The organism is Variovorax paradoxus (assembly GCF_030815975.1).
GTDB lineage: Bacteria > Pseudomonadota > Gammaproteobacteria > Burkholderiales > Burkholderiaceae_C > Variovorax > Variovorax paradoxus_N.
On sequence record NZ_JAUSXL010000002.1, the window covers coordinates 1,669,010 to 1,691,380 of the forward strand.

A 22,371-nucleotide genomic window follows, 5' to 3' on the forward strand; every position below is an offset into this window, starting at 1 on the left:
CATAAGACGCGGCATCGCCCAATGGCGGCTTACCGGAGACAAGAAGCCATGCCGACGCTTGCCCACGCGGCCCCGCCAGTTCGCGGGCTGCACCATTTCGCCTGGCGCTGCCGCGACAGCGAAGAAACCCGCCGCTTCTACGAAGACCTGCTGGGCCTGCCGCTCGCCCACGTCATCAAGAGCGACCACGTGCCGAGCACGGGCGAACACTGCCCCTACGTGCACATCTTTTTCCGGATGCGCGACGGCTCGTACATCGCCTTCTTCGACCTGGGCGACGACATTGCCGCGCTGCCTTCGCCGAACACGCCGGCCTGGGTGAACCACATCGCGCTGCGGGTCGATTCCGTTGCCGACCTGCTCGCCGCCAAGGCGCGGCTCGAAGGCGCGGGCGTCGAAGTGCTGGGCGTGACCGACCACCACATCATCGAATCGATCTACTTCTTCGATCCCAACGGCCTGCGCGTGGAATTGACCACGCCGACCGTGCCGCAGGCCGAGATGGAGGCGCATGCGCTGCGCGCCCGCGCGGACCTCGACGCATGGACCGTGCGCAAGGCCGGCCTGCGCGCAGCGAAGGATGCAGCGCATGGCTGAACTGCAACTCGCCGTCATCGACGTGAAGCCCGGCGCGGCGATGGAAAGCCAGTCGGGCCTGCAGCTGCTGCGCCCGCGCATCTACGGCGCCTTCCGAGCGCCGCCGGGCCCGAAAAAGATCGCGGCCATCGTGATGCACCCGACCAGCAACTTCATGGGCCACTACCTGGTCGGCCCGCTGGCCGAGCGCGGCATCTGCTGCATGGGCCTGAACTCGCGCTACGTGGGCAACGACACGGTGCTGCTGATGGAGCGTGCGATCCAGGACCTGGGCGCCGGCGTGCAGTATCTGCGCGCGGCCGGCTACGAGAAGGTGTTCCTGGTCGGCAACTCGGGCGGGGCGGCGCTCGCGAGCTTCTACCAGGCGCAGGCCGAGAATCTCACACCGCCACTCACCTGCCGGACGGCGACCCCACGCACCTGCACCCCGACGACTTGCCGCCCGTGGACGGCATCGCGCTGTGCGCCGCGCACCTGGGCCGCACGCGGCTGATGCGCGACTGGATCGATCCGTCCGTGACCGACGAGCACGACCCGCTCTCGGTGGACCCCGCGCTCGACATGTACGACCCGCGCCACCGCGTGCCCTACGACCGCGGCTTTCTCGCGCGCTTCGGTGCGGCGCAGCAGGCGCGGCTGAACCGCATCGAGCAGTGGTGCATCGATCGCCTCGCGCTGCTGCGCAGCACCCCCGGCGCGCCGCGCGACCAGGCCTTCATCGTCTACCGCACGCATGCCGATCCGCGCTGCGTCGACCTGTCGCTCGACGCCAACGACCGCCTGCCGGGCAGCGTGTGGGGCGATGCGCGCCAGGTCAACTACTCGGCCAATGCAATGGGGCGCACCACGTCGCTGACCGCGTTTCTCTCGCAATGGTCTTCGCGCTCGCAGGCCGACGGGCCGGCCAACCTCGCGCTTACCAGCGTGCCGAAGCTGCTGCTGACCTACACGGCCGACCAGTCGACCTTCCCGAGCACGCGCGATGCGTGGCTGGCGGCGGGCGGCGCGCGCATCCGCAACGTCGACATCGTGGGCGGCAACCACTACCTCGCAGGCCAGCCCGAGCTGATCCCCAAGGCGGCCGATGCCATCGCCGAATTCGCCCACGCGCTGTAGAAGAGACATGGAAAGCTTTGCATTCGCGCCGGCCTACGAGTTGCCGGTCTGGCCCTTCACGCCGCCGCCCGAATTGGGCCGCACGGAAATCGTCCGCCACCCGATCGTGATCGTCGGCGCGGGCCCCTCGGGCCTCACGCTGGCCTGCGATCTTGCGCAGCGCGGCATACGCGCGGTGCTGCTCGACGAGGACGACACCGTCGGCGTGCGCGGCGCGTCGTCGCGCGGCATCTGCTATGCGCAGAAGAGCCTCGAGATCTTCGAGCGCCTCGGAATCTACGAGCGCATCGCGGCCAAGGGCATCACCTGGTCGTTCGGTCGCACCTTCTCGGGCGAGCAGGAGGTCTACAGCTTCAACCTGCAGGCAGAGAGCGTCTCGAGGCAGCCGCCGTTCATCAACCTGCAGCAGTTCTACGTCGAGTGGTTCCTGGTCGAGCGCATCCTCGAACTGGGGCTCACCGATGTGCGCTGGAAGAGCCGCGTGACCGGCATCGAGCCCTTGAGCGATGGCGTGCGCATCGACATCGAAACGCCCGCAGGCCGCTACACCATCGAAGCCGACCGGCTGATCGACGCGACCGGCGCCAACAGCCCGATCCGCACACAGCTCGGCATCGAGGCACACGCCTCGCGCAGCACCGACCGCTGGTGCATCAGCGACGTGCGCTTCAAGAAGCCCTTGCCAGTCGAGCGCTGGACCTGGGTCGACGCGCCCTTCAACGAAGGCCGCGGCGTCTGGCAGCACCTGATGGCCGATGGCGTCTGGCGCATCGACTACCAGATGCCCGAGGACTGCGACACGGCCCATATCAGCCAGCCCGAAGTGGCGGGCGCGCGGCTGCGTGAGCAGCTTGGCCCGGGCGTGGAGTTCGAGTTCGTCTGGATCGGCCCGTACGGCTACCGTGACCACCTGCTCGACAGCTTCCGCCACGGCCGCGTGTTCTTCATCGGCGACGCCGCGCATGTGGTGAGCCCCTTCGGCGCGCGCGGCGGCAACAGCGGCATCCAGGATGCGGCCAACCTCGGCTGGAAGCTGGCGCTGGTCGCGCAAGGGCAGGCGAACGATGCGCTGCTCGACAGCTACGACGCGGAACGGCAGCCGGCCGCGAAGCAGAACCTCGAAGTGACGAGCCGGTCGGCACGCTTTCTCGCGCCGCGCTCGCCGGCCGAGCACACGCTGCGCCGCGCGGTGGTGGCGCTGGCCGCGCGCCATCCGTTTGCGCGTGCGCTGGTCAATACCGGCCGCATGTCGGTCGCCAACGACTATCCGCCTGCACCGCAGTTGCCCGATGGCGGACGCACGGTACAGAACCTGCCGCTGCGCTGGGCCGATGGCCGCGAGACCACGCTGATGCGGCTGTTGGCCGAGGGCACGCAGTGCCTGGGCCTGTGGCTCGCACCGACACGCGCTGAAGCCAAGACGGCCATGGATGCCACGGCGTCGCTGCCGCTGCGCCTGCTCGCCATCGGCGGCGACAGCGGGCTGCCGGCGCTGCGAGCCGACGAGACCCTGACGCACCACCTCGGCCTCCACGACACGGGCAGCTTCGTCCTCGTGCGGCCCGATGCCTACCGCGCCGCGACGCTGGCGCAGGCCACGCCCGGCGCAATCGCCACCGCGCTGCGCACGGCCCTCGCCCACGACAACGACAACGACAACGACAACGCCCCATGATCACCGACCCCCGCATCCCCGAGCCCGACGGCTTCTACACCGCCCTGCTGGCCGCACACAAAGGCCTGAGCGAGGCGCAGAGCGCCGACCTCAACGCCCGCCTCGTGCTGCTGCTGGCCAACCAGTGCGGCGACCAGGCCGTGCTGCTGGCCTGCATCCGCGCCGCGGCCGAAGACCCCACGACAACCGCCACACCATGACCGCCAACGTCTCCTTCGCCTCGGCCTCCGACACGCGCGAGCAGAAGCCGCAGCTGCGCGAACTCGCGTCCGATGTCTATGGCTACATCAGCGACTTCGATCCCAACTGCGGCTTCGTCGTCGGCGACGAACAGGTGGTGCTGATCGACACGCGCCCCACGCCGCGCATGGCGCGCGACTTCCTGGCCGCCATCCGCACGGTGACCGACAAGCCCATCAAGACCATCGTGCTCACGCACTACCACGCGGTGCGCGTGATGGGCGCGAGCGCGTTCGACGAGGTGGAGGCCATCATCGCGAGCAACGGCACGCTCGACTGGATCCGCACGCGCGGCCAGGCCGATTTCGATTCGGAGGTCGGCCGCTTCCCGCGCCTGTTCGCGGGCGTCGAAGAGATTCCGGGGCTGACCTTGCCGACGCAGAGCTTCGAGCGCGAGATGACATTGCCGCTCGGTGGCCGCGAACTGCAACTGAAGGCGCTGGGCCGCGGCCACTCGAGCGGCGACACGGTCGCGTGGCTGCCCGACTGCGGCGTGCTGTTCTCGGGCGACGTGGTCGAGAACCACTGCGGCGTCTATGCGGGCGATGCCTACATCGGCGACTGGGCCGGCACGCTCGATGCGGTGCTGGCGTTGAAGCCGCGCGTGCTGGTGCCGGGCCGCGGCGCCGTGCTGCAGGACGAGGCCGCCTGCGCCGAGGCCATCGGGCTCACCAAGGCGTTTCTCAATGCCTTGCTCGACAGCGTGAAAGCCGGCATTGCCGCGGGAGAAACGCTCAAGGGCTGCTTCGCGCTGGCCGAGGCGGCAATGGCGCCGCGCTTCGGCAGCTGGCCCGTGTTCCAGCATGTGCTGCCCTTCGACGTCTCGCGCGCGTACGACGAACTGCGCGGCATCGAACACCCCGTGGGGTGGACCGCAGAGCGCGACCGCGAGCTGTGGCAGACGCTGCGCGGATGAACGGGTTTTCCTCCCTCCCCTCCCAGGGGGAGGGCCGGGGCGGGGGCAAGCGGCCTCGCCCCCAAGACTGATTCTTCAACAAGCCACCGAGACAAACCAATGAAGCGATTCCTCCCCCTGCTGGCCGCCACCCTCGCGCTGACGGCCCCCTTCGCATCGGCACAGCCCGCCGCCTACCCGAGCCAGCCGGTCAAATGGATCGTGCCCTATGTGGCCGGCGGCGGCACCGACAACCTCGCGCGCTCGCTGGCCGAGGCGATGCAGCCTTCGCTCGGGCAGCCGCTCGTCATCGACAACCGGCCCGGCGCATCGACCAACATCGGCGTCTCGGTGCTGATGCAGGCCAAGCCCGACGGCTACACGATCATGCAGGCCGAGAACGCGGCGCTGCTCTTCAACGAGCACATGTTCGCCAAGCTGCCCTACAAGCCCGCTAGCGACTTCACCTACATCGGCGCCATCGGCCGCTTTCCCGTGGCGCTGGTGGTGCACCCGGACTTTCCCGCGAAGAACGTGGCCGAGTTCGTGCGCTACGTGAAGGCCAACCCCGAGAAGGTGAGCTATGCCTCGCCCGGCAACGGCTCGCCGCACCACATGGCGATGGAGCTCTTCAAGCAGAAGGCTGGCCTCAGCATCACGCACGTGCCGTACAAGGGCGCCGCGCCCGCCATGACCGACGTGATGGGCGGCCAGGTGCCCACGATGATGCTCGACCTGGCCTCGGGCCTGCCGATCATCAAGGCGGGCAAGGTGCGGGTGCTGGCCATCGCGCTGCCGCAGCGCGCGAGCGCACTGCCCGAGGTGCCCACCTTCGTCGAAGCCGGCTTCAGCGAGGTCAATGCCTATGCGTTCCACGGCCTGATCGGCCCGGCCGGCATGCCGCCCGAAGCGATCGCGCGCATCAACGGCGAACTGCACAAGGCGATGAAGGCACCGAAGGTGGTGAAGCTGTTCTCGGAGTTCGGCTTCGAAGCCCTGCCGGGCACGCCGCAGGATTTCTACAAGCTCTCGCGGGCCGAGAGCGAGCGCTGGGGCAAGATCATCGCGGCCGCCGGCGTGAAGCTGGATTGAAAAAGAAGAAGAAGAAGGCCGCCGGCTACCAGCCCAAGCCCAGGTGCAGGGGCAGGTACACCGCCATGCCCGCGAGCATGGTGCCGAGCACGCCGCGCCGCCAGTAGTAGTACGCAGCACCGACCACGGCCGCATACAGGCGCGCGTCGTGCAGCGTGGTGATCAGGTGGCCCTGGGTCATCACGATCTCGGGCGCGATCACGCCGGCCAGCGCGGCGGCGGGCGCGTAGTGCAGTGCGCGATGCGCCCACTCGGGCAGGCCCCAGGGCCGGTCGAGAATGAAGAAAAAGCAGCGCGTGAGCACCGTGACCGCGGCCAGCCCGACGATCACGCCCATCGTCCACAGGTCGGTGCCCCTCACTTGTCGTCCTCCGCATCGGGGTCGAGCCCGAACTGCTTCTCGAGCCAGAAGCACAGCAGCACCGCCACGCCGATGGCCACCACGATGTTGAGCTTGAGCGGCAGCGCGTAGGCCGCGACGGCAGTGGCGCTGGCGATCAGCGCGGCCAGCACGCGCAGCCGCGTGGTGGCCATCGAGCAGACGATCGCCACCAGGCTCAGCACGCCGGCAAAGCCCAGGCCCCAGCTCTGCGGGATGAAGTTGGCCAGCGCAATGCCCAGCAGGCTCATGCCCATCCAGGAGCACCAGGTCACGAAGTAGTTGCCGGTGAGGTAGGCCTCCTGCGACTGCTGCTCGGCGAGGGTGGCCGGCGGTGCCGCGTACTGCCTGGTGAAGAGCGCGTAGCTCAGGTCGGCCGTCAGGTAGCCGTGCGTCATGCGGCGCCAGCGCGGCATGTGCATGAGGTAGGGCCGCAGGTGCAGGCTGAAGACCACGAAGCGCAGGTTGACGCAAAAGCCCGTGGCCAGGATCACCCAGGCCGGCGCGCCCGCGAACAAGAGCGGAATGGCCGCGAGCTGCGAGCTGCCGGCGTAGACCAGCAACGTCATGGCCACCGACTCCAGCACGCTCATGTTCGACTTGACCATGGCCACGCCGGTCATCAGGCCCCAGGCGCCGATGCCCAGCGCGGCCGAGGACATGTCGCGCATGCCGGCGCGGAATTCGGGGCGGCGGCGGATGGCGGCAGAAAGGAACATCAGCCGAACCGCTGCCCGGGCTTCAGGTCGAAGCCGCGCAGGAAGTCGGCCACGGCCAGGCGCTTGCCGCCGGGCCGCTGGAGTTCGGTGGCCATCACCATCGTCGAGCCGGCCGCCGCCACCGCCACGCCGGCATCGCTCACGGCCAGCAGGGTGCCCGGCGCGGCCGACACCTCGGCCGACATCTCGGCCGGCACTGCATGCGCGGCCCAGAACTTGATGGTCTCGCCGTCGAGCACACTGTTGGCGCCCGGAAACGGGTCGAAGGCCCGGATGCGCCGCACGATCGCGTCGGCAGGCTGGTTCCAGTCGATCTGGGCTTCGTGCTTCTCGACCTTGTGGGCGTAGGTGACGCCTTCGGCCGGCTGCGGCGTGCGCGCAAGGTTGCCGATGTTGGCCAGCGCCTGGACGATCAGGCGGCCGCCCAGTTCGGCCAGGCGGTCGTGCAGCCGGGCGGTGTTGTCGCTGCCGATGTCGACGGCCTCGCGCAGCAGCATGTCGCCGGTGTCCAGGCCGGCGTCCATCTGCATGATGGTGATGCCGGTCTGCGCGTCGCCGGCCTCGATGGCGCGGTGGATGGGCGCCGCGCCGCGCCAGCGCGGCAGCAGGCTGGCGTGGATGTTGAGGCAGCCGTGCGCCGGCAGGTCGAGCACCCATTGCGGCAGGATGAGGCCGTAGGCCGCCACCACCATCACGTCGGGCCTGGCCGCCAGCAGCGCCGCGCGCGCGGCCGAAGCTTCTTCCGGGTACTTGCCGTCCAGCCGCAGGCTGCGCGGCTGCGCCACCGGCCAGCCGTGGGCAATGGCGCATTGCTTGACGGGCGAGGCCTGCAGCTTCAGGCCGCGGCCCGCAGGCCGGTCGGGCTGGCTCAGTACCAGCGCGATCTCATGGCCGGCGGCGGCAATGGCTTCGAGCGCCGCGCGCGCGAACTCGGGCGTGCCCGCGAAAACGACTTTCAGCGGGCTCAATCGCGGATCCGATCGAGTTCGAGGTCGTCCCCCGTGTGATAGCGGCGAACCACGCCGGTGGGATCGATGTAGATATAGAGCATGCGGCGCTCGTTCACGGCCTTGTAGCGCCAGGTCCAGACCACGCCGTCGAACGAGCTGACGCGGCTGGTTTCATAGGGCCGGCCGTAGAAGGCGAGCACGTCGTTCTGGCGCCACTGGCCGACCTTGATGTCGTGGCCGAAGCGCGCCTCGTTGAGCACCTGGGTCGCGGAGACGACCTTGCCGGAGGCGTCGAGGTCGATGTCGGTGACCTCGAAACCCCGCCGGCATGCGCGAATACTGCAGGCGTTCGCCGCCGCCGGTGAGCGGGTAGCGGCCGGTGGGCGCGCCCAGGCGCTGCAGGGTTTCGGCGGCGGTGGTGCCGGGCTCGATGCGCGTGGGTTCGCTTGCGCAGCCCGCCAGCAACAGCCCTGCGGCAAGACCGACGGCCCAGGACCGCAGGGAGGCGGTCACGCCCGGCCCTCTTTGGCCTCTTCCCGCTGCTGCTTGAGCAGCTTGCTCTTGATGCGGTTGCGCTTGAGCGGCGACAGGTATTCGACGAACACCTTGCCCAGCAGGTGGTCGAGCTCGTGCTGGATGCACACGGCCAGCAGGCCTTCGGCCTCGATGGTGCGCAGTTCGCCGTTCTCGTCCAGCGCCTGGGCCTTGACCGAGGTGGAGCGCATGACGCCGTCGTAGATGCCCGGCACCGAGAGGCAGCCCTCTTCGTTCAAGACCTTTTCGTCGCTTGCCCAGATAATTTCGGGGTTGATGAGCACCAGCGGTTCGTTGCGTTCCTCGGACACGTCGATGACGACCAGCCGCTCGTGCACGTCGACCTGGGTCGCGGCCAGGCCGATGCCGCTGGCGTCGTACATGGTCTCGAGCATGTCGGCCACCAGGGCCTTGATGCGCGCATCGACGCCCTGCACGGGCTTGGCAACCGTGTGCAGGCGCTTGTCCGGGTAACTCAGAATGATTCGTTTGGCCATGAAACAGGGAGAAAGTTGTGGCTATTTTCGCCAATTCCGCGACGCGGCGAGTCCGGATCGCCTGAAAACGTTGCCCTCCAAAGGGCTTCGGGCGCAGAATTCGTAGCAAATTGTGAGATTCGTATGCGCGCCGATACGCGGTGCACTCACCCATCCAGACATGAAAAAGCTTCGAATCACTGTCCGCCCGCGCCCGCATCTTCTCGCCACGTTGGCAGCCCTTGCGGTGATCAGCGGCGGCACCACCACCACTTCGGCGTGGGCGCAGAACTACCCCGTCACGCCGCAGCAGCGCGCCACCGCCCAGCAAACCGCCCAGAACGGCGTTCCGCTGAGCGAACTGGCGCCCAACGCGCCGGACGAATACACGGTCAAGCCCGGCGACACGCTGTGGGCCATTTCGCGCCTGTACCTGCTGCGCCCCTGGCGCTGGCCGGAACTGTGGGGCATGAACATCAGCGAAATCGCGAATCCGCACCGCATCTACCCGGGCCAGGTTCTCTATCTGGACAAGACCGGCGGCCGCGCACGCCTGACCATGCGCCGCGGCGCGGGCGGCAGCGGCGACGGCGGCACCATCAAGCTGTCGCCGCGCACGCGCTTCGACTCGCTGGCCGGCATGGCCCTGCCCACGCTCAACCCGAGCGTCATCGAACCCTTCCTGAGCGAGCCGGTCGTGGTGGATGCCGACACGCTGCAGGCCGCGCCGCGCATCGTTGCCGGCAACGACAGCCGGGTGCTGCTGTCGCGCGGCGACCGTGCCTATGCGCGCGGCAACGCCGAGACGCCGCTGCTCGAAACGCCGGGCCCGCTGAAGAACTTCCGCGTGTTCCGCGACGCCACGCCGCTGAAGGACCCGGGAACCGGTGAAATCCTCGGCTACGAGGCACAGTACCTGGGCAAGGCGCAGCTCAAGCGCGGCGAATCGACCACGGTCGAGACCACGCAAGACAAGGACGTCATCACCGTGGTGCCGGCCAGCATCGACATCATCGCGGCGCGCGAGGAAATCCGCGCCGGCGACCGCCTGCTGCCGGAGCCCCCGCGCCAGCTGCTGAGCTATGTGCCGCGCGCACCCTCCTCGCAGGTCGAGGGCCGCATCATCTCGGTCTATGGCAACGCGGTGCAGTTCGCGGCCCAGAACCAGGTGGTGGCCATCAACAGGGGCACGCGCGACGGCATCGACAGCGGCCACGTGCTGGCCATCCTGAAGAACGGCGAAACCATTCTCGACCGGACCGGCGCGCGCAAGGAAACCATCAAGCTCCCGAACGAACGCATCGGCCTCTTGATGGTGTTCCGGCCGTTCGAAAAGGTTTCGTACGCACTGGTGCTCGAGATCACCGACACTCCGCGTGCGGGCGACTTCCTCGTCAACCCCTGACACTTTTCCCATTTTTTACCCGCTTTCCTTTTTCGCTTTCATTTGGAACGAGCAGAACTCGCAGGCTGGCTGCGGCTTTCACTGACGCCGGGCATCGGTGATGGCGCCGCGCGCCGGCTGCTGGCGGCCTTCGGCCTGCCCGAAAATGTCTTTGCGCAGACCGGCGAGGCGCTGCGGCAGGTGGTGTCGCCGGCGCAGGCCGATGCCTTGCACCAGCCGCCCCAGGGTCTGCAGGCCCAGATCGACCAGACCTGGCACTGGCTGCAGCCGGACCACGATGACGGCGCCACGCGCCGCTTGGTCACGCTGGGCGATGCCGCCTACCCCGCCTCGCTGCTCGAAATGGCCGACCCGCCGTTGATGCTCTATGTGCTTGGCGCCGCGGACTTCGACCTGACCCAGCTCGGCCACAGCATTGCGGTGGTGGGCAGCCGCAACCCCACGCCGCAGGGCGCGGCCAATGCCCGCGCCTTTGCGCGCGCACTGGGCGACGCGGGCCTGCCGGTGGTGTCGGGGCTGGCGCTCGGTGTCGATGGCGCCGCCCACCAGGGCGCGCTCGATGCGGCCGGCGATGCGCCGCGGCTCGCCACCGTGGCCGTGGTGGGCACCGGCCTGGACCGCGTCTATCCCGCGCGGCACCGCGACCTGGCGCACCGCATCACGCTGCAGGGCCTGATCGTGAGCGAGCTGCCGCTCGGCACGCCGCCGCTCACGCAGAACTTTCCGAAGCGCAACCGCCTCATTGCCGGCCTGGCGCGCGGCACGCTGGTGGTCGAGGCCGCGCTCGCGTCGGGCTCGCTGATCACCGCGCGGCTCACCTCGGAACAGGGCAAGGAAGTGTTCGCCATTCCGGGCTCGATCCATTCGCCGCAGTCGCGCGGCTGCCATGCACTGATCCGCCAGGGCGCGAAGCTGGTCGAGTCGGTCAACGACATCCTCGAGGAGCTGCCGTCGCTGCGTACGGGCAGCATGGCAGCGCCGGCTTCCGCGCACGAGAGCGCCGGCGGCGGCACATCTTCCAGCGAAGAACCCTTGCTGGACGCCCTCGGCTTCGATCCAGTGAGCCTCGACGCGCTGAGCGCACGCACCGGCTGGAGTGCCGCCGCGCTGCAGGCCAGGCTGCTCGAACTCGAGCTCGACGGCCACGTCGCGCGCCTGCCCGGCGGCCTGTTCCAGAGAGCGGCGGCAGCGTAGCCCTCAGGCTTCAGGGCTGCCTGCTCGTTCGAGGAACGCCGCGAAGCCGCGGGGGCAAAGCGGCAAGCTTCGGCTATATTGGGCCCATGTTCGAAGTGCTCGTGTTTGTCTACGAAAACTATTGGCGCGGCGATGCCTGCCCCGAACCCGAACAGCTGGGCCGCAAGCTCAGCGCCCACGGCTTCGAGGCAGAAGAAATCCGCGATGCGCTGCACTGGCTCGACGGCCTGAGCCTTGCCACGCAGGGCATGCAGCTCGAACGAAGTCCCGGCGACGACGCCGTGGCCACGGTCACGCTGCGCGGCGCGCCCGAAGCGGCCCTGCCCCAGTCGGACGACGCCATGCGTGTCTACTCGCAAGCCGAGCAGGAGCACCTGGGCGCCGACTGCCTCGGCTTCATCGGCTTTCTCGAATCGTCGAACGTGCTGTCCTGCGGTTTGCGCGAGATCGTCATCGAGCGCGCCATGGCGGCGCCGGGCGATCCGGTCGCGCTCGACGAGCTCAAGATCATCGTGCTGATGGTGCACTGGAGCACCGGCATCGAGCCCGACGCGCTGGTGCTCGACGAACTCTGCGAGAGCCGCGAAGGCCGCACTGCACATTAGCTCGCCCCCAGGCTGCGCGCACTTCGTGTCGCGCGCGCCTTCCCCCTACCGGGGGCAACACCAGAGGCCCGGCGAAGCCGGTTCCGCGGTGTTCCACGAAAGAGCAAGCCTGTCCTGCCTAGTTCAATAGTCGTTCCGGGTTCGCGTCGAGCTTGGCCAGCGCCTCGCGCGTGGCTCGCACCGTGAGCGTTTCTTCCTCGGCCGGCACCAGCAGGCCGGCCTGCAGGTAGCTGGCCAGCCGGCCGACCTGGATCAGGAAGCTGCGGCCATCGGCCGAGGCGAACAGGTGCAGCTGCTTGCGGTCGCTGCGCCAGACGAACTGCACCTGGCTCACGCGGTCGTTGTGGTCGAGCATGAACCAGTTGCCCACCTCCAGTTCGTGGGCCCACGCCAGCATGTCTTCGGCCGGAACGCCGCCGGCGGTATCGGCCACGACCTCGATCGAGGCGGCATCCACGCCCAGCAGCAGTTCGATGCTGTTCGCATCGAGCGGCAGGCTGGAGGCGCCGCCATCGTCGGCCACGAAATCTTCCAGATGCGCCAGGCGCTCGGCCATGGCCTCGATCTTGGCCGCGGGAATGGCTTCGGTCTTGGACAGGAAGGCATCGGACAGGGTTGCGCCGATGGCCTTGATGTGGGCTTCCTGCGGCTCGTCGATGATGCCCAGCAGAGTCATGCCCAGGCGCAGGCGCTGCAGCAGCTGCGGCAGGTCCTGGATCACGCGCGCGCGGTCGGTGCGGTTGGGCTTGGCGCTCGCCGCCCACACCAGTTCGGAGGCCACGCGCTTGAGCATCACCGTCTGCTCGCCCTGCGCGCCGTAGCGCAGCGCGGCAATGGCCAGCACCTCGGCCCAGACCTTGAAGAGGAACTCGCGGATTTCCTCGCGCACCGGCATGTCGTTGAGCATCTTGCGCAACTCGATGGTGTACTGGATGGCCATCGTTTCCTTCTGCTCGACCTGCTGCGCCACGCTCATGACGCGCTGGGTGGCGTCGCTTTGCGTGAGGTAGCGGTTCAGGAAGGCCACGAATTCGTCGAACACCAGCTTGAAGACGCGCTGTCCGGTTTCGGGGTACTGCTCGATCACCTGCACCACGCGCCGGATCTCGCCTTCGAGCGCGCTGCCCGAAATGGCCGCGGCATCGAAGCCCATCACGCAGGAGCCCATGCGGTCGATCAGCATGCGCGCCGGATGCTGCAGCGTGCCGAAGAACTCGGGCTCGGCGATGGCCACGCGCAGCACCGGCATCTGCAGGCGCGCAAACCACACGCGCGCCGAGAAGGGAATGCGCTCCTCCGCGAGGATGGCCTGGAACATCAGCGCCACGATCTCGACCGTGGCCTTGTCGGCGGTGGTGGGCGCCCTTTTCTTGAGCTCCGCGCTGCGCCGCCGAAGGTCGACCGCGGCCTGCTGGATGATGGTGGCTTGCTCCGCGGAGCCTTGCATGTACTGCGTGGCAGCCATCCTGTAGGCCGCCTCGGCCTCGGCGATCACGCCCGCAAAGGTCCTGGAGAAGGGGCGCGGGGAACCCGCACCGGTGGCGGCAGGCCCGGCGCCTCGGGCATGGCCATCGGTTCCCGTGGTGGTAGTGGTCGTCGTCGAAGAGGAAGACGCGGCGGACGCGTCCGCGCCGATGCGGGCAGCGACGAAACGCTTGAGGCTCAACAGCGCCGTCTGCGCACGCTGGCGCGCGACCATCAACGGCGAGCCGCCGGTCGTGAGGGATGGCGCGGAAGGCGCGAAAGCCCGCGGCTGCGGGGAAGTGTGGGCGCCGCCCTGCCGCTGCGCGGCGCTCGCGGCCTGCGCCGCGCCGGCGGCGTAGGGCGACGCCGGCACCGTCGCCGGCCCGGTGGCACCGCTGGTGCTGCTGCTGCCGCCGGTGCGCCGGACAAAGCTCTTGAGATCGATTTCCGGCATCACGCCGCTGGAAATCAGGAAGGCATTGGCGTCTTCATAGGCCTTGACCACCACGCCGACGAGCTGCTGCTGCACGGTCTCCTGCACCCGCGCCCACAGCGTGCGGCTCAGGCCGGCCGCGAGCCACTGGTCCACCAGCAGCTTGGCCAGGGTTTCGGGCCTGAGCACGTCGTTGGCGTCGAGCTCGCTGGTGCCTTCCAGGAACTGAATGCGCAGCCGCAGGTCGCTGAGTTCGAAGCTGGCCTTGTCGTGAATCAGCTGCGCCAGGCGCGATGAAAGAATGCTGCTCTCCATCGCATCGTCGTCGATAAGTTCGAGCCGCAGCTTCGCACCGGACGACGCGGCAGGCGCCGCACCCGTGGCGCCGACCGACCTGCGCCAGCCCGCCTGCGCGAGCGACACCCATTGCGATGCCTGGCCCTGGAACGCCACGAAGTCGTCGCGGCTCTCCTGCATGGCGCGCGCACTGCCGATTTCCGAAGCCTGCTGCGTCAGGCGGTCCCGTATCGCTTGCGCCAGCGGGACGATGACGCCCTCGGTGGCACGGACGAAGCGCTCGCGCGTCTCGCGTGCGAGCTGCAGGGAAGAGGCGGACCGCGCAGTGCTCATTGAAGGATCAGGAAGGCCAACGGGACTCTATTGTTCGGCGAAAGCCGAGAGCTTGCATCGGCAAGCGCCACCGCACAAGTGTGCATCACCTGCGGCACGGCGGCGGGGCTTGCGCGGCGCGTCCCGTCGATTGGCGCAATCAGACCACGGCGCCGGCGTTCGGATCGTCTTCGGAGCCGCCGTCGCGCTTGGTCGGGCCGCCCTTGATCAGGTCTTCGCGCTTGATGCCCAGCCACATCGCGATGGCCGCCGCCACGAAGCACGACGAGTAGATGCCGAACAGGATGCCGATGGTCAGCGCGAGCGCGAAGTAGTGCAGCGTCGGGCCGCCGAAGAAGAACATCGAGAGCACCACCAGCTGCGTGGAGCCGTGCGTGATGATGGTGCGGCTGATGGTCGAGGTGATCGCGTTGTCGATGATCTCGACCGTGCTCATCTTGCGGTAGCGCCGGAAATTCTCGCGCACCCGGTCGAAGATCACGACCGACTCGTTGACCGAGTAGCCCAGCACCGCCAGCACCGCCGCCAGCACCGCGAGCGAGAACTCCCACTGGAAGAAGGCGAAGAAGCCCAGGATGATGACCACGTCGTGCAGGTTGGCCAGCACGGTGGCCACGGCGAACTTCCATTCGAAGCGGATCGCCAGGTAGATCATGATGCCCACCACCACCATGCCCAGCGCCTTGAGGCCGTTGGTGGTGAGCTCCTCGCCCACCTGCGGGCCGACGACCTCGATGCCGCGCTGCGTGGCCGAGGGATCGACCGTCTTGAGCGCCTGCATCACCTGCGCGCTTTGCTGGTCGGAGTTCATGCCCTTCTGCGCCGGCAGGCGGATCTGCACGTCGCGCGAGGTGCCGTAGCTCTGCACCTGCACGTCGGGATAGCCGAGCTTGCCGATCGCTTCGCGCACCTTGCCGATGTCGGCGGACTGCTGGTAGGCCACCTCCATCACGGTGCCGCCGGTGAACTCCACCGACAGGTGCAGCCCGCGGTGCAGCAGGAAGAACACCGCCAGCGCGAAGGTGACGAAGGAGATGATGTTCAGCACCAGCGCGTGGCGCATGAACGGGATGGTCTTGTGGATGCGGAAGAATTCCATGGCGCTTGTCCTTGACCTTTACTTGCCTTCAGCCACGGCGGTGCCGTTGGTCTTGGGGCGCCAGACCGTGCCGATCGACACCGTCTTGAGCTTCTTCTTCTGGCCGTACCAGAAGTTCACGAGGCCGCGCGAGAAGAACACGGCGGAGAACATCGAGGTGACGATGCCGATGCAGTGCACCACCGCGAAGCCGCGGATCGGGCCCGAGCCGAAGGCCAGCAGGGCAATGCCCGCGATCAGCGTGGTCACGTTGGAGTCGAGGATCGTGCCCCAGGCGCGGTCGTAGCCGGCATGGATGGCCGCCTGCGGCGAGGCGCCGTTGCGCAGTTCTTCGCGCACGCGTTCGTTGATCAGCACGTTGGAGTCGATGGCCACGCCAATGGCCAGCGCCATGGCCGCGATGCCGGGCAGCGTGAGCGTGGCCTGCAGCATCGAGAGAATGGCCACCAGCAGCATCAGGTTGACGGCCAGCGCGATCGACGAGAACAGGCCGAACAGCGCGTAGTAGGCGCACATGAACACCATGATGGCCAGGAAGCCATACATCACGCTCTTGAAGCCCTTCTCGATGTTGTCGGCGCCCAGGCTCGGACCGATGGTGCGTTCCTGGATGATTTCCATCGGCGCGGCGAGCGAGCCGGCGCGCAGCAGCAGCGCGAGGTCGTTGGCCTCGACCACCGTCATGGAGCCCGAGATCTGGAAGCGGTTGCCGAGTTCGCCGTTGATCGACGGGGCCGTGAGCACTTCGCCCTTGCCCTTTTCGAAGATCAGCATGGCCATGCGCTTCTTGTAGTTCTCGCGGCTCACGTCGCGCATGATGCGGCCACCCTTGGCGTCCATGGTCAGGTCGACCTTGGGCTGGTTGCTCTGCTGGTCGAAGCCGGGCTGCGCATCGGTGAGGCTCTCGCCGGTGACGAGCACCTGCTTCTTCACGATCACGGGGCGGCCGTTGCGTTCGAGGAATTTCTCGGAACCGAAGGGCACCGGCCCGCCGCTCAGCTCGGCCGCGCGGCCTTCGGCGCTTTCGTCCACCAGGCGCATCTCGAGCGTGGCGGTGCGCCCCAGGATGTCCTTGGCCTTGGCCGTGTCCTGCACGCCGGGCAGCTGCACCACGATGCGGTCGAGGCCCTGCTGCTGGATCACCGGCTCGGCCACGCCGAGTTCGTTGATCCGGTTGTGCAGCGTGGTGATGTTCTGCTTGAGCGCCGCATCCTGCAGCCGGCGCGCGGCTTCGGGCTTGATGCTGGCCACGAGGCGCCAGTTGCTGCCGTCCTGGCTGTCGGTGGTGGCGAGGTCCTGGAACTGGTCCTGGATCAGGCGCTTGGCCGCGTCCAGCGCGGCCGCGTCGCGGAAGGAAACCTCGACCGTCTGGCCGTTGCGGCTCACCGAGGTGCCGCGGATGCCCTTGTCGCGGAAGGTGGTGCGCAGGTCGCTCGCGAACGATTCGGCCTTCTTGTCGATGGCGCCCTTCATGTCGACCTGGAGCAGGAAGTCGACGCCGCCGCGCAGGTCGAGGCCCAGGTACATCGGGAACGCGTGCAGCGCCGTGAGCCAGGCCGGCGAACGCGAAACCAGGTTCAGCGCCACCACGTAGGGTGGATCGGCCGGATCGGGCACCAGCGCACGCTGCACCGTGTCGCGTGCCTTGAGCTGCTCGTCGGGGGTGGCGAAGCGCGCGCGCAGCGAGCCGCCCTCGAGCGTGAGCAGGTCGGGCGCGAGCCCGGCCGCTTTCAGCGCCTCCTCGACCCTGCTCTGGGTGGCCGCGTCGACCTTGGCGGTCGACTTGGCCGCGGATACCTGCACCGCAGGCGCCTCGCCGAAGAAATTGGGCAGGGAATAGATCAACCCCACAAGCAGCACGATCACGATGATCGCGTACTTCCAGACCGGATAACGGTTCATGAGAAAGCGCTTTTCAGAAACGGGACACGGCGTGACTTGAGGCCATGCGCCACAAAGCGCAAGGCCGGGCCGCGCGTTGATTGCTTACGGCTTGACAGCGCCCTTGGGCAGCACCTGGACCACGGCGCTGCGCTGGATCTTGACCTCCACGCCATTGGCGATTTCGAGGCCGAGGTACTGGTCGCCGATCGAGGTGATCTTGCCGAGCACGCCGCCGGCCGTTGCAACTTCATCGCCCTTGGCCAGCGCTTCGATCATGGCGCGGGCTTCCTTCTGGCGCTTCATTTGCGGACGGATCATCACGAAATACAGCACCACGAACATCAGCACCAGGGGCAGCATGCTGCCCAGCGAGGACAACATGTCGCCACCGCCGGAAGCAGCGGGCGCGGTTTGGGCGAAAGCAGAGGAAATGAACAAGAGAGTCTCCAGCAGAGAGAAGAGGAATGTCAGAAGCGCGGACCGGGCCCGCGGTTCCGCGGCCCCGAGGAAAAGGCCGCGAGTCAGAGCTTGAGGCGGCGTGGGCCGCGCGCAGCAGCGGGCATTGTATTCGTGGCAATGCCCCGCTCCGCGCGCTTATCCGGCGCGCGGGGCAGGGCTTTCCATGGGCTTCGGCTGCGCGTCTTTTGCTACCTTTTCAGGAGCAAATGCGCGAGGCGGCCGGCGGTGCCGGCCCGGCCTTCCGAAAAATCACGCGGCGGCGGCGCGCTGCGACTGCTGCGGGTTGCGCCACCTGGCGAGCAGCTCGCTCCAGCGGGTGCGGGCGGCGGCGAGGTTGCGCTCCTTCACATGGCCGTAGCCGCGGATCTGCTCGGGCAGGCTCGCGATCTCCAGCGCCAGCGCATGGTTCTCGGCGGCGAGGCCCGCAATCACCTCCTCGATGCTTGCGCGGTACTCGCCGATGAGCGCGCGCTCGGTCTTGCGTTCTTCGGTGCGCCCGAAGATGTCCAGGGCCGTGCCGCGCAGCCCCTTGAGCCGGGCCAGCAGCCTGAAGCCCGAGAGCATCCAGGGGCCGAACTTCTGCTTCTGCAGCTCGCCCTTGGCGTTCTTCCTGGCAATGACGGGCGGCGCGAGGTGGTAATTGAGCTTGAAATCCTTGCCCATCTCACCTTCGAACATGCCTTCGACGCGGTCGAGGAAGCTGCGGTCGGTGTGCAGCCGCGCCACCTCGTACTCGTCCTTGTAGGCCATGAGCTTGAACAGGTAGCGGGCCACCGTTTCGGTCAGCGCGCTTTTGCCCAGCGCCGACTCGGCCTGCCGGACCTTGTCCACGAACTGCCGGTATTCGCCGGCATAGGCCGCGTTCTGGTAGCCCGTGAGGAATTCGACCCGGCGCGCCACCAGGCTTTCGACGGTTTCGCGCTTCTTGAACTCGATGACCTGGCCCGGGCGCAGGCGCTTTTGCAGCTCGTCCGGGTGGGCGGCCGCCTGGCGGCCCCATGCGAAGGCGGTCTTGTTGTTCTCGACCGCCACCGCGTTGAGTTCGATGGCGCGCATCAGCGACTCGAGCGCCAGCGGGATCCAGCCCTTTTGCCAGGCAAAGCCCAGCAGCATCGGATTGGCATAGAGGCTGTCGCCCATCAGCGTGGTGGCCGCGGCATCGGCATCGAAGGTGCCGAGCGCATCGGCGCCGATGGTGCGCGCGATCTGGCTTGCGCAGTCGTCCTGCGGGTTCACCCAGTTGGCATTGCGCACGAAGGCGGCCGTGGGCGTGCTGTGCGTGTTGAGCGCCACGTGCGTGCGCCCTTCGCGCATGCGCGCCAGGGTTTCGGCGTTGACGGCCACCAGCGGATCGGCCGCCAGAATCAGGTCGGCCGCGGCGGTGCCGACGCGCGTGGTGCGGATCGCGTCCTGCGATTGGCCGATCAGCACATGGCTCCAGGTGGCGCCGCCCTTTTGCGCGAGGCCGGCCGCGTCCTGCGTGACGATGCCCTTGCCCTCGATGTGCGCCGCCATGCCCAGCAGCTGGCCGATGGTGATGACGCCCGTGCCGCCGACGCCGGCCACCACGATGCCCCACACCTGGTCCTGCGCCAGCACCGGCACGGCCGGCTCGGGCAGCGCGCCCAGCGCGAGCGGCGAATCGGCCTTGTCCCGGGCCTTCTTCTTGAGCTGCCCGCCCTCGACCGTGACGAAGCTCGGGCAGAAGCCCTTGAGGCAGCTCATGTCCTTGTTGCAGCTGCTCTGGTTGATGGTGCGCTTGCGGCCGAACTCGGTTTCGAGCGGCTCGACCGACAGGCAGTTGCTCTGCACGCTGCAGTCGCCGCAGCCTTCGCAGACCAGCTCGTTGATGACCACGCGCCTGGCCGGATCGACGGCCGTGCCCCGCTTGCGGCGGCGGCGCTTCTCGGTGGCGCAGGTCTGGTCGTAGATGATGGCGGTGGTGCCCGCGATCTGGCGGAATTCGAGCTGGACCTCGTCGAGCAGGTCGCGGTGCTTCACCTGCACATGGTCGCCGGGAATGTTCACGCCCTCGTATTTCTCGGGCTCGTCGGTCACGACGACGACCTTCTTGGCGCCCTCGGCATGCAGGCTCTCGGCAATCTGCAGCACCGAGTGGCCCTCGGGCCGCTCGCCGACCTGCTGGCCGCCGGTCATGGCCACGGCGTCGTTGTAGAGGATCTTGTAGGTGATGTTCACGCCCGCGGCAATGCTCTGGCGGATGGCGAGCAGGCCGCTGTGGAAATACGTGCCGTCGCCCAGGTTCGCGAAGATGTGCTGGTCGGTGGTGAAGGGCTGCTGGCCCACCCATGGCACGCCCTCGCCGCCCATCTGCGTGAAGCCGATGGTGGAGCGGTCCATCCAGGTGGCCATGAAGTGGCAGCCGATGCCGCCCATGGCGCGCGAGCCCTCGGGCACCACGGTGCTGGTGTTGTGCGGGCAGCCCGAGCAGAACCACGGCTGGCGGTCGGCGCCCTGCACGCCGCCCACCTTGAGCACTTCCATCGAGCGCTCCTTGGCTTCGAGGATGGCCATCTGCGCATCGATGCGCGCGCGCATGTCGGCGCCGGCCTGTTCCAGGATGCCGAGCTTGCGCAGGCGCTGCGCAATGGCCTTGGCGATCAGCGCCGGGTTCAGGTCGGCGTTGGCGCGCAGCAGCGTGTTGGCGGTGGGGTTGGGCATGGCCCATTCGCCGCCCGAGAAATCGCCGTCGAGCTCGTTGAACTTGCCGAGCACGGTGGGGCGCACGTCGGCGCGCCAGTTGTAGAGCTCTTCCTTCAGCTGGTACTCGATGACCTGGCGCTTTTCTTCCACCACCAGGATTTCCTGCAGGCCGGTGGCGAAGTCGCGCGTGAGCTGCGCCTCCAGCGGCCACACCACGCCCACCTTGTGCAGCCGGATGCCCAGCTGGCGGCAGGTGGCGTCGTCCAGGCCCAGGTCGATCAGGGCTTGGCGGGTGTCGTTGTAGGCCTTGCCGCTGGCCATGATGCCGAAGCGATCGTGCGGGCCTTCGATCACGTTGTGGTTCAGCCGGTTGGCGCGGATGTAGGCCAGCGCCGCATACCACTTGTAGTGCATGAGGCGCGCTTCCTGCTCGAGCGCATGGTCGGGCCAGCGGATGTGCAGGCCGCCGGGCGGCATCTGGAAATCGGTGGGAATGACGATCTCGACACGGTCCGGGTCGATCATGGCCGTGGCGCTCGATTCCACGATTTCCTGGATCGTCTTCATGCCCGACCAGATGCCCGAGAAGCGGCTCATCGCGAAGGCGTGGATGCCCAGGTCCAGGATTTCCTGCACGTTGGTCGGAAAGAACACCGGCGTGCCGCAGGCCTTGAAGATATGGTCGCTCTGGTGCGCGGCCGTGCTGCTTTTGGAAATATGGTCGTCGCCCGCCACCGCGATCACGCCGCCCCATTCGGTGGTGCCCGCCATGTTGGCGTGCTTGAAGACGTCGGAGCAGCGGTCCACGCCCGGGCCCTTGCCATACCAGATGCCGAAGACGCCGTCGAACCTGTTGGTGCCCGCGGGCGAGAAGCCCAGCTGCTGGGTGCCCCAGAGCGCGGTGGCGGCCAGCTCTTCGTTCACGCCGGGCTGGAAGACGATGTTCTGTTCCTTCAGGAACTTGCTGGCCTTCCACAGCGCCTGGTCGTAGCCGCCGAGCGGGGAGCCGCGGTAGCCGCTGATGAAGCCCGCGGTATTCTTGCCGGCCTGCTTGTCGCGCAGGCGCTGCAGCATCGGCAGCTTGACGAGCGCCTGCACCCCGCTCATGAAGGCCCGCCCGTAGTCGAGACTGTATTTGTCATCGAGCGTGACCGTCTCGAGGGCCTTGCGGATGTGCTCCGGCAGCGGTGCGTTCATAGTTTGTCTGTCTCCGTGTGGCAGGGCCTTGTGGGCCTGGCTGATGGGGTGTGGGTCTGTGCCCGGGTAGGGCGCGAGCCCATGATCACGCAAAGTGTATGCCGGGGTGCGCGACAGGTGTTTGCGTTCTGTGCCTCCAAAAAGCAGCTTCCTGGAAGAATCTTGCTTAATATCGCCATCCATGGAAAGCATTGACAAGTTCGACCTCGCAATCCTGCAAGAACTGCAGGCCGACGGCCGCCTCACCAACGCCGAGCTTGCGCAGCGCGTGGGGCTCTCGGCCGCGCCCTGCTGGCGCCGGGTGCGCGCGCTGGAGGAGGCGGGGTTCATCAAGGGCTACCACGCCGAGATCGACCGCCACAAGATCGGGCTCGGCGTGCTCGCTTTCGTGCGCGTGGACACCGAACGCGTCACCAACGACGCCACCCAGAAGCTCGAGGACGCGATCCGCGAGCTGCCCGAAGTGGTGGCCTGCCACTACATCAGCGGCACCGGCACCTTCGAGCTGCAGGTGGTGGCGCAGGACCTGGACAGCTTCTCGGCCTTCGCGCGGCAGCACCTCATGAACCTGCCGAACGTGAAAGACCTGCACACCAGTTTCTCGCTGGGCGAGGTGAAGGCCAGCAGCGCCTGGCCGCTCGGGCACCTGGCACGCTAGCTGCAA

At 68.0% G+C, this 22,371-nt stretch carries 19 protein-coding genes and 1 pseudogene; 10 read left to right on the forward strand and 10 right to left on the reverse strand.

Translation table 11 applies throughout. From position 1 onward, the window contains the following. The first annotated feature begins 48 nt into the window (after nucleotides 1-48). From QFZ47_RS11665 to QFZ47_RS11690, 6 genes and pseudogenes are all read left to right on the forward strand, one after another. Nucleotides 49-597, forward strand: coding sequence for a VOC family protein (locus QFZ47_RS11665; protein ID WP_307655778.1), 549 nt, complete (start codon nucleotides 49-51; stop codon nucleotides 595-597). After that, a pseudogene (locus QFZ47_RS11670) lies at nucleotides 590-1,713 on the forward strand (alpha/beta hydrolase family protein). The gene QFZ47_RS11665 and the pseudogene QFZ47_RS11670 overlap by 8 nt, the downstream one beginning before the upstream one ends. A gap of 7 nt (nucleotides 1,714-1,720) precedes the next feature. Next, the gene (locus QFZ47_RS11675) at nucleotides 1,721-3,388 is read left to right on the forward strand and encodes an FAD-dependent oxidoreductase (protein ID WP_307655779.1); all 1,668 of its coding nucleotides are present in this window, start codon (nucleotides 1,721-1,723) and stop codon (nucleotides 3,386-3,388) included. Beyond that, nucleotides 3,385-3,588 carry a DUF2783 domain-containing protein gene (locus QFZ47_RS11680; protein ID WP_307655780.1) on the forward strand — a complete coding sequence of 68 codons (204 nt, stop codon included), beginning with the start codon at nucleotides 3,385-3,387 and terminating at the stop codon, nucleotides 3,586-3,588. Before QFZ47_RS11675 ends, QFZ47_RS11680 begins: the two co-directional genes overlap by 4 nt. Next, on the forward strand, nucleotides 3,585-4,544 hold the full coding sequence (locus QFZ47_RS11685; protein WP_307655781.1) for an MBL fold metallo-hydrolase: 960 nt from the start codon (nucleotides 3,585-3,587) through the stop codon (nucleotides 4,542-4,544). The genes QFZ47_RS11680 and QFZ47_RS11685 overlap by 4 nt, the downstream gene beginning before the upstream one ends. 99 nt (nucleotides 4,545-4,643) lie before the next feature. Beyond that, complete coding sequence (locus QFZ47_RS11690) at nucleotides 4,644-5,615, forward strand: Bug family tripartite tricarboxylate transporter substrate binding protein (protein ID WP_307655782.1); 972 nt, start codon at nucleotides 4,644-4,646, stop codon at nucleotides 5,613-5,615. Between the two features lie 25 nt (nucleotides 5,616-5,640). Here the strand turns inward: QFZ47_RS11690 and QFZ47_RS11695 are convergent, their stop codons facing one another. The 5 genes from QFZ47_RS11695 to def all read right to left on the reverse strand — a co-directional run bounded on the left by QFZ47_RS11695 (nucleotide 5,641) and on the right by def (nucleotide 8,694). Next, entirely contained in the window at nucleotides 5,641-5,976 is a 336-nt protein-coding gene (locus QFZ47_RS11695; protein ID WP_015867848.1) for an AzlD domain-containing protein, read from the reverse strand. Then, nucleotides 5,973-6,713, reverse strand: coding sequence for an AzlC family ABC transporter permease (locus QFZ47_RS11700; protein ID WP_307655783.1), 741 nt, complete (start codon nucleotides 6,711-6,713; stop codon nucleotides 5,973-5,975). Before QFZ47_RS11700 ends, QFZ47_RS11695 begins: the two co-directional genes overlap by 4 nt. Then, nucleotides 6,713-7,681, reverse strand: a complete 969-nt coding sequence (gene fmt / locus QFZ47_RS11705) for a methionyl-tRNA formyltransferase (RefSeq protein ID WP_307655784.1) — start codon at nucleotides 7,679-7,681, stop codon at nucleotides 6,713-6,715. Before fmt ends, QFZ47_RS11700 begins: the two co-directional genes overlap by 1 nt. After that, a complete protein-coding gene (locus tag QFZ47_RS11710) occupies nucleotides 7,678-7,923 on the reverse strand; it encodes a hypothetical protein (RefSeq protein WP_307655785.1) in 246 nt (81 codons plus the stop codon). Before QFZ47_RS11710 ends, fmt begins: the two co-directional genes overlap by 4 nt. 249 nt (nucleotides 7,924-8,172) lie before the next feature. Beyond that, nucleotides 8,173-8,694, reverse strand: coding sequence for a peptide deformylase (def, locus tag QFZ47_RS11715; protein WP_041946255.1), 522 nt, complete (start codon nucleotides 8,692-8,694; stop codon nucleotides 8,173-8,175). 160 nt (nucleotides 8,695-8,854) lie between these two features. Here def and QFZ47_RS11720 point away from each other — a divergent pair, with 160 nt between their 5' ends. The 3 genes from QFZ47_RS11720 to QFZ47_RS11730 all read left to right on the forward strand — a co-directional run bounded on the left by QFZ47_RS11720 (nucleotide 8,855) and on the right by QFZ47_RS11730 (nucleotide 11,877). Next, complete coding sequence (locus QFZ47_RS11720) at nucleotides 8,855-10,078, forward strand: LysM peptidoglycan-binding domain-containing protein (protein ID WP_307655786.1); 1,224 nt, start codon at nucleotides 8,855-8,857, stop codon at nucleotides 10,076-10,078. Nucleotides 10,079-10,120: 42 nt separating this feature from the next. Beyond that, the gene (dprA, locus tag QFZ47_RS11725) at nucleotides 10,121-11,272 is read left to right on the forward strand and encodes a DNA-processing protein DprA (RefSeq protein WP_307655787.1); all 1,152 of its coding nucleotides are present in this window, start codon (nucleotides 10,121-10,123) and stop codon (nucleotides 11,270-11,272) included. Nucleotides 11,273-11,358: 86 nt separating this feature from the next. After that, nucleotides 11,359-11,877 carry a Smg family protein gene (locus tag QFZ47_RS11730; RefSeq protein WP_307655788.1) on the forward strand — a complete coding sequence of 173 codons (519 nt, stop codon included), beginning with the start codon at nucleotides 11,359-11,361 and terminating at the stop codon, nucleotides 11,875-11,877. A 118-nt stretch (nucleotides 11,878-11,995) separates the two neighbouring features. Here the strand turns inward: QFZ47_RS11730 and QFZ47_RS11735 are convergent, their stop codons facing one another. The 5 genes from QFZ47_RS11735 to QFZ47_RS11755 form a co-directional block, all read right to left on the reverse strand. Further along, a complete protein-coding gene (locus QFZ47_RS11735) occupies nucleotides 11,996-14,404 on the reverse strand; it encodes a DUF1631 family protein (protein ID WP_307655789.1) in 2,409 nt (802 codons plus the stop codon). A gap of 139 nt (nucleotides 14,405-14,543) precedes the next feature. Next, on the reverse strand, nucleotides 14,544-15,503 hold the full coding sequence (gene secF / locus QFZ47_RS11740; RefSeq protein WP_307655790.1) for a protein translocase subunit SecF: 960 nt from the start codon (nucleotides 15,501-15,503) through the stop codon (nucleotides 14,544-14,546). Between the two features lie 18 nt (nucleotides 15,504-15,521). Continuing rightward, nucleotides 15,522-17,405, reverse strand: coding sequence for a protein translocase subunit SecD (gene secD / locus QFZ47_RS11745; protein WP_307655791.1), 1,884 nt, complete (start codon nucleotides 17,403-17,405; stop codon nucleotides 15,522-15,524). Nucleotides 17,406-17,489: 84 nt separating this feature from the next. Further along, nucleotides 17,490-17,825: a preprotein translocase subunit YajC gene (gene yajC, locus QFZ47_RS11750; protein ID WP_307655792.1), complete on the reverse strand. Its 336-nt coding sequence runs from the start codon at nucleotides 17,823-17,825 to the stop codon at nucleotides 17,490-17,492. Nucleotides 17,826-18,095: 270 nt separating this feature from the next. Next, nucleotides 18,096-21,707: an indolepyruvate ferredoxin oxidoreductase family protein gene (locus QFZ47_RS11755; RefSeq protein WP_307655793.1), complete on the reverse strand. Its 3,612-nt coding sequence runs from the start codon at nucleotides 21,705-21,707 to the stop codon at nucleotides 18,096-18,098. A gap of 181 nt (nucleotides 21,708-21,888) precedes the next feature. On the opposite strand from QFZ47_RS11755, the gene QFZ47_RS11760 reads away from it, so the two are divergent. Then, nucleotides 21,889-22,365: an Lrp/AsnC family transcriptional regulator gene (locus QFZ47_RS11760; protein ID WP_307655794.1), complete on the forward strand. Its 477-nt coding sequence runs from the start codon at nucleotides 21,889-21,891 to the stop codon at nucleotides 22,363-22,365. Nucleotides 22,366-22,371: the final 6 nt, after the last annotated feature.

Coding starts and splice junctions, on each gene's coding strand:
- QFZ47_RS11730 (WP_307655788.1), top strand. CDS start 11,359: ATGTTCGAAGTGCTCGTGTTTGTCTACGAAAACTATTGGCGCGGCGAT.
- QFZ47_RS11755 (WP_307655793.1), bottom strand. CDS start 21,707: ATGAACGCACCGCTGCCGGAGCACATCCGCAAGGCCCTCGAGACGGTC.
- QFZ47_RS11690 (WP_307655782.1), top strand. CDS start 4,644: ATGAAGCGATTCCTCCCCCTGCTGGCCGCCACCCTCGCGCTGACGGCC.
- QFZ47_RS11720 (WP_307655786.1), top strand. CDS start 8,855: ATGAAAAAGCTTCGAATCACTGTCCGCCCGCGCCCGCATCTTCTCGCC.
- secD (WP_307655791.1), bottom strand. CDS start 17,405: ATGAACCGTTATCCGGTCTGGAAGTACGCGATCATCGTGATCGTGCTG.
- def (WP_041946255.1), bottom strand. CDS start 8,694: ATGGCCAAACGAATCATTCTGAGTTACCCGGACAAGCGCCTGCACACG.
- QFZ47_RS11685 (WP_307655781.1), top strand. CDS start 3,585: ATGACCGCCAACGTCTCCTTCGCCTCGGCCTCCGACACGCGCGAGCAG.
- QFZ47_RS11700 (WP_307655783.1), bottom strand. CDS start 6,713: ATGTTCCTTTCTGCCGCCATCCGCCGCCGCCCCGAATTCCGCGCCGGC.
- QFZ47_RS11665 (WP_307655778.1), top strand. CDS start 49: ATGCCGACGCTTGCCCACGCGGCCCCGCCAGTTCGCGGGCTGCACCAT.
- QFZ47_RS11735 (WP_307655789.1), bottom strand. CDS start 14,404: ATGAGCACTGCGCGGTCCGCCTCTTCCCTGCAGCTCGCACGCGAGACG.
- QFZ47_RS11760 (WP_307655794.1), top strand. CDS start 21,889: ATGGAAAGCATTGACAAGTTCGACCTCGCAATCCTGCAAGAACTGCAG.
- secF (WP_307655790.1), bottom strand. CDS start 15,503: ATGGAATTCTTCCGCATCCACAAGACCATCCCGTTCATGCGCCACGCG.
- QFZ47_RS11675 (WP_307655779.1), top strand. CDS start 1,721: ATGGAAAGCTTTGCATTCGCGCCGGCCTACGAGTTGCCGGTCTGGCCC.
- QFZ47_RS11680 (WP_307655780.1), top strand. CDS start 3,385: ATGATCACCGACCCCCGCATCCCCGAGCCCGACGGCTTCTACACCGCC.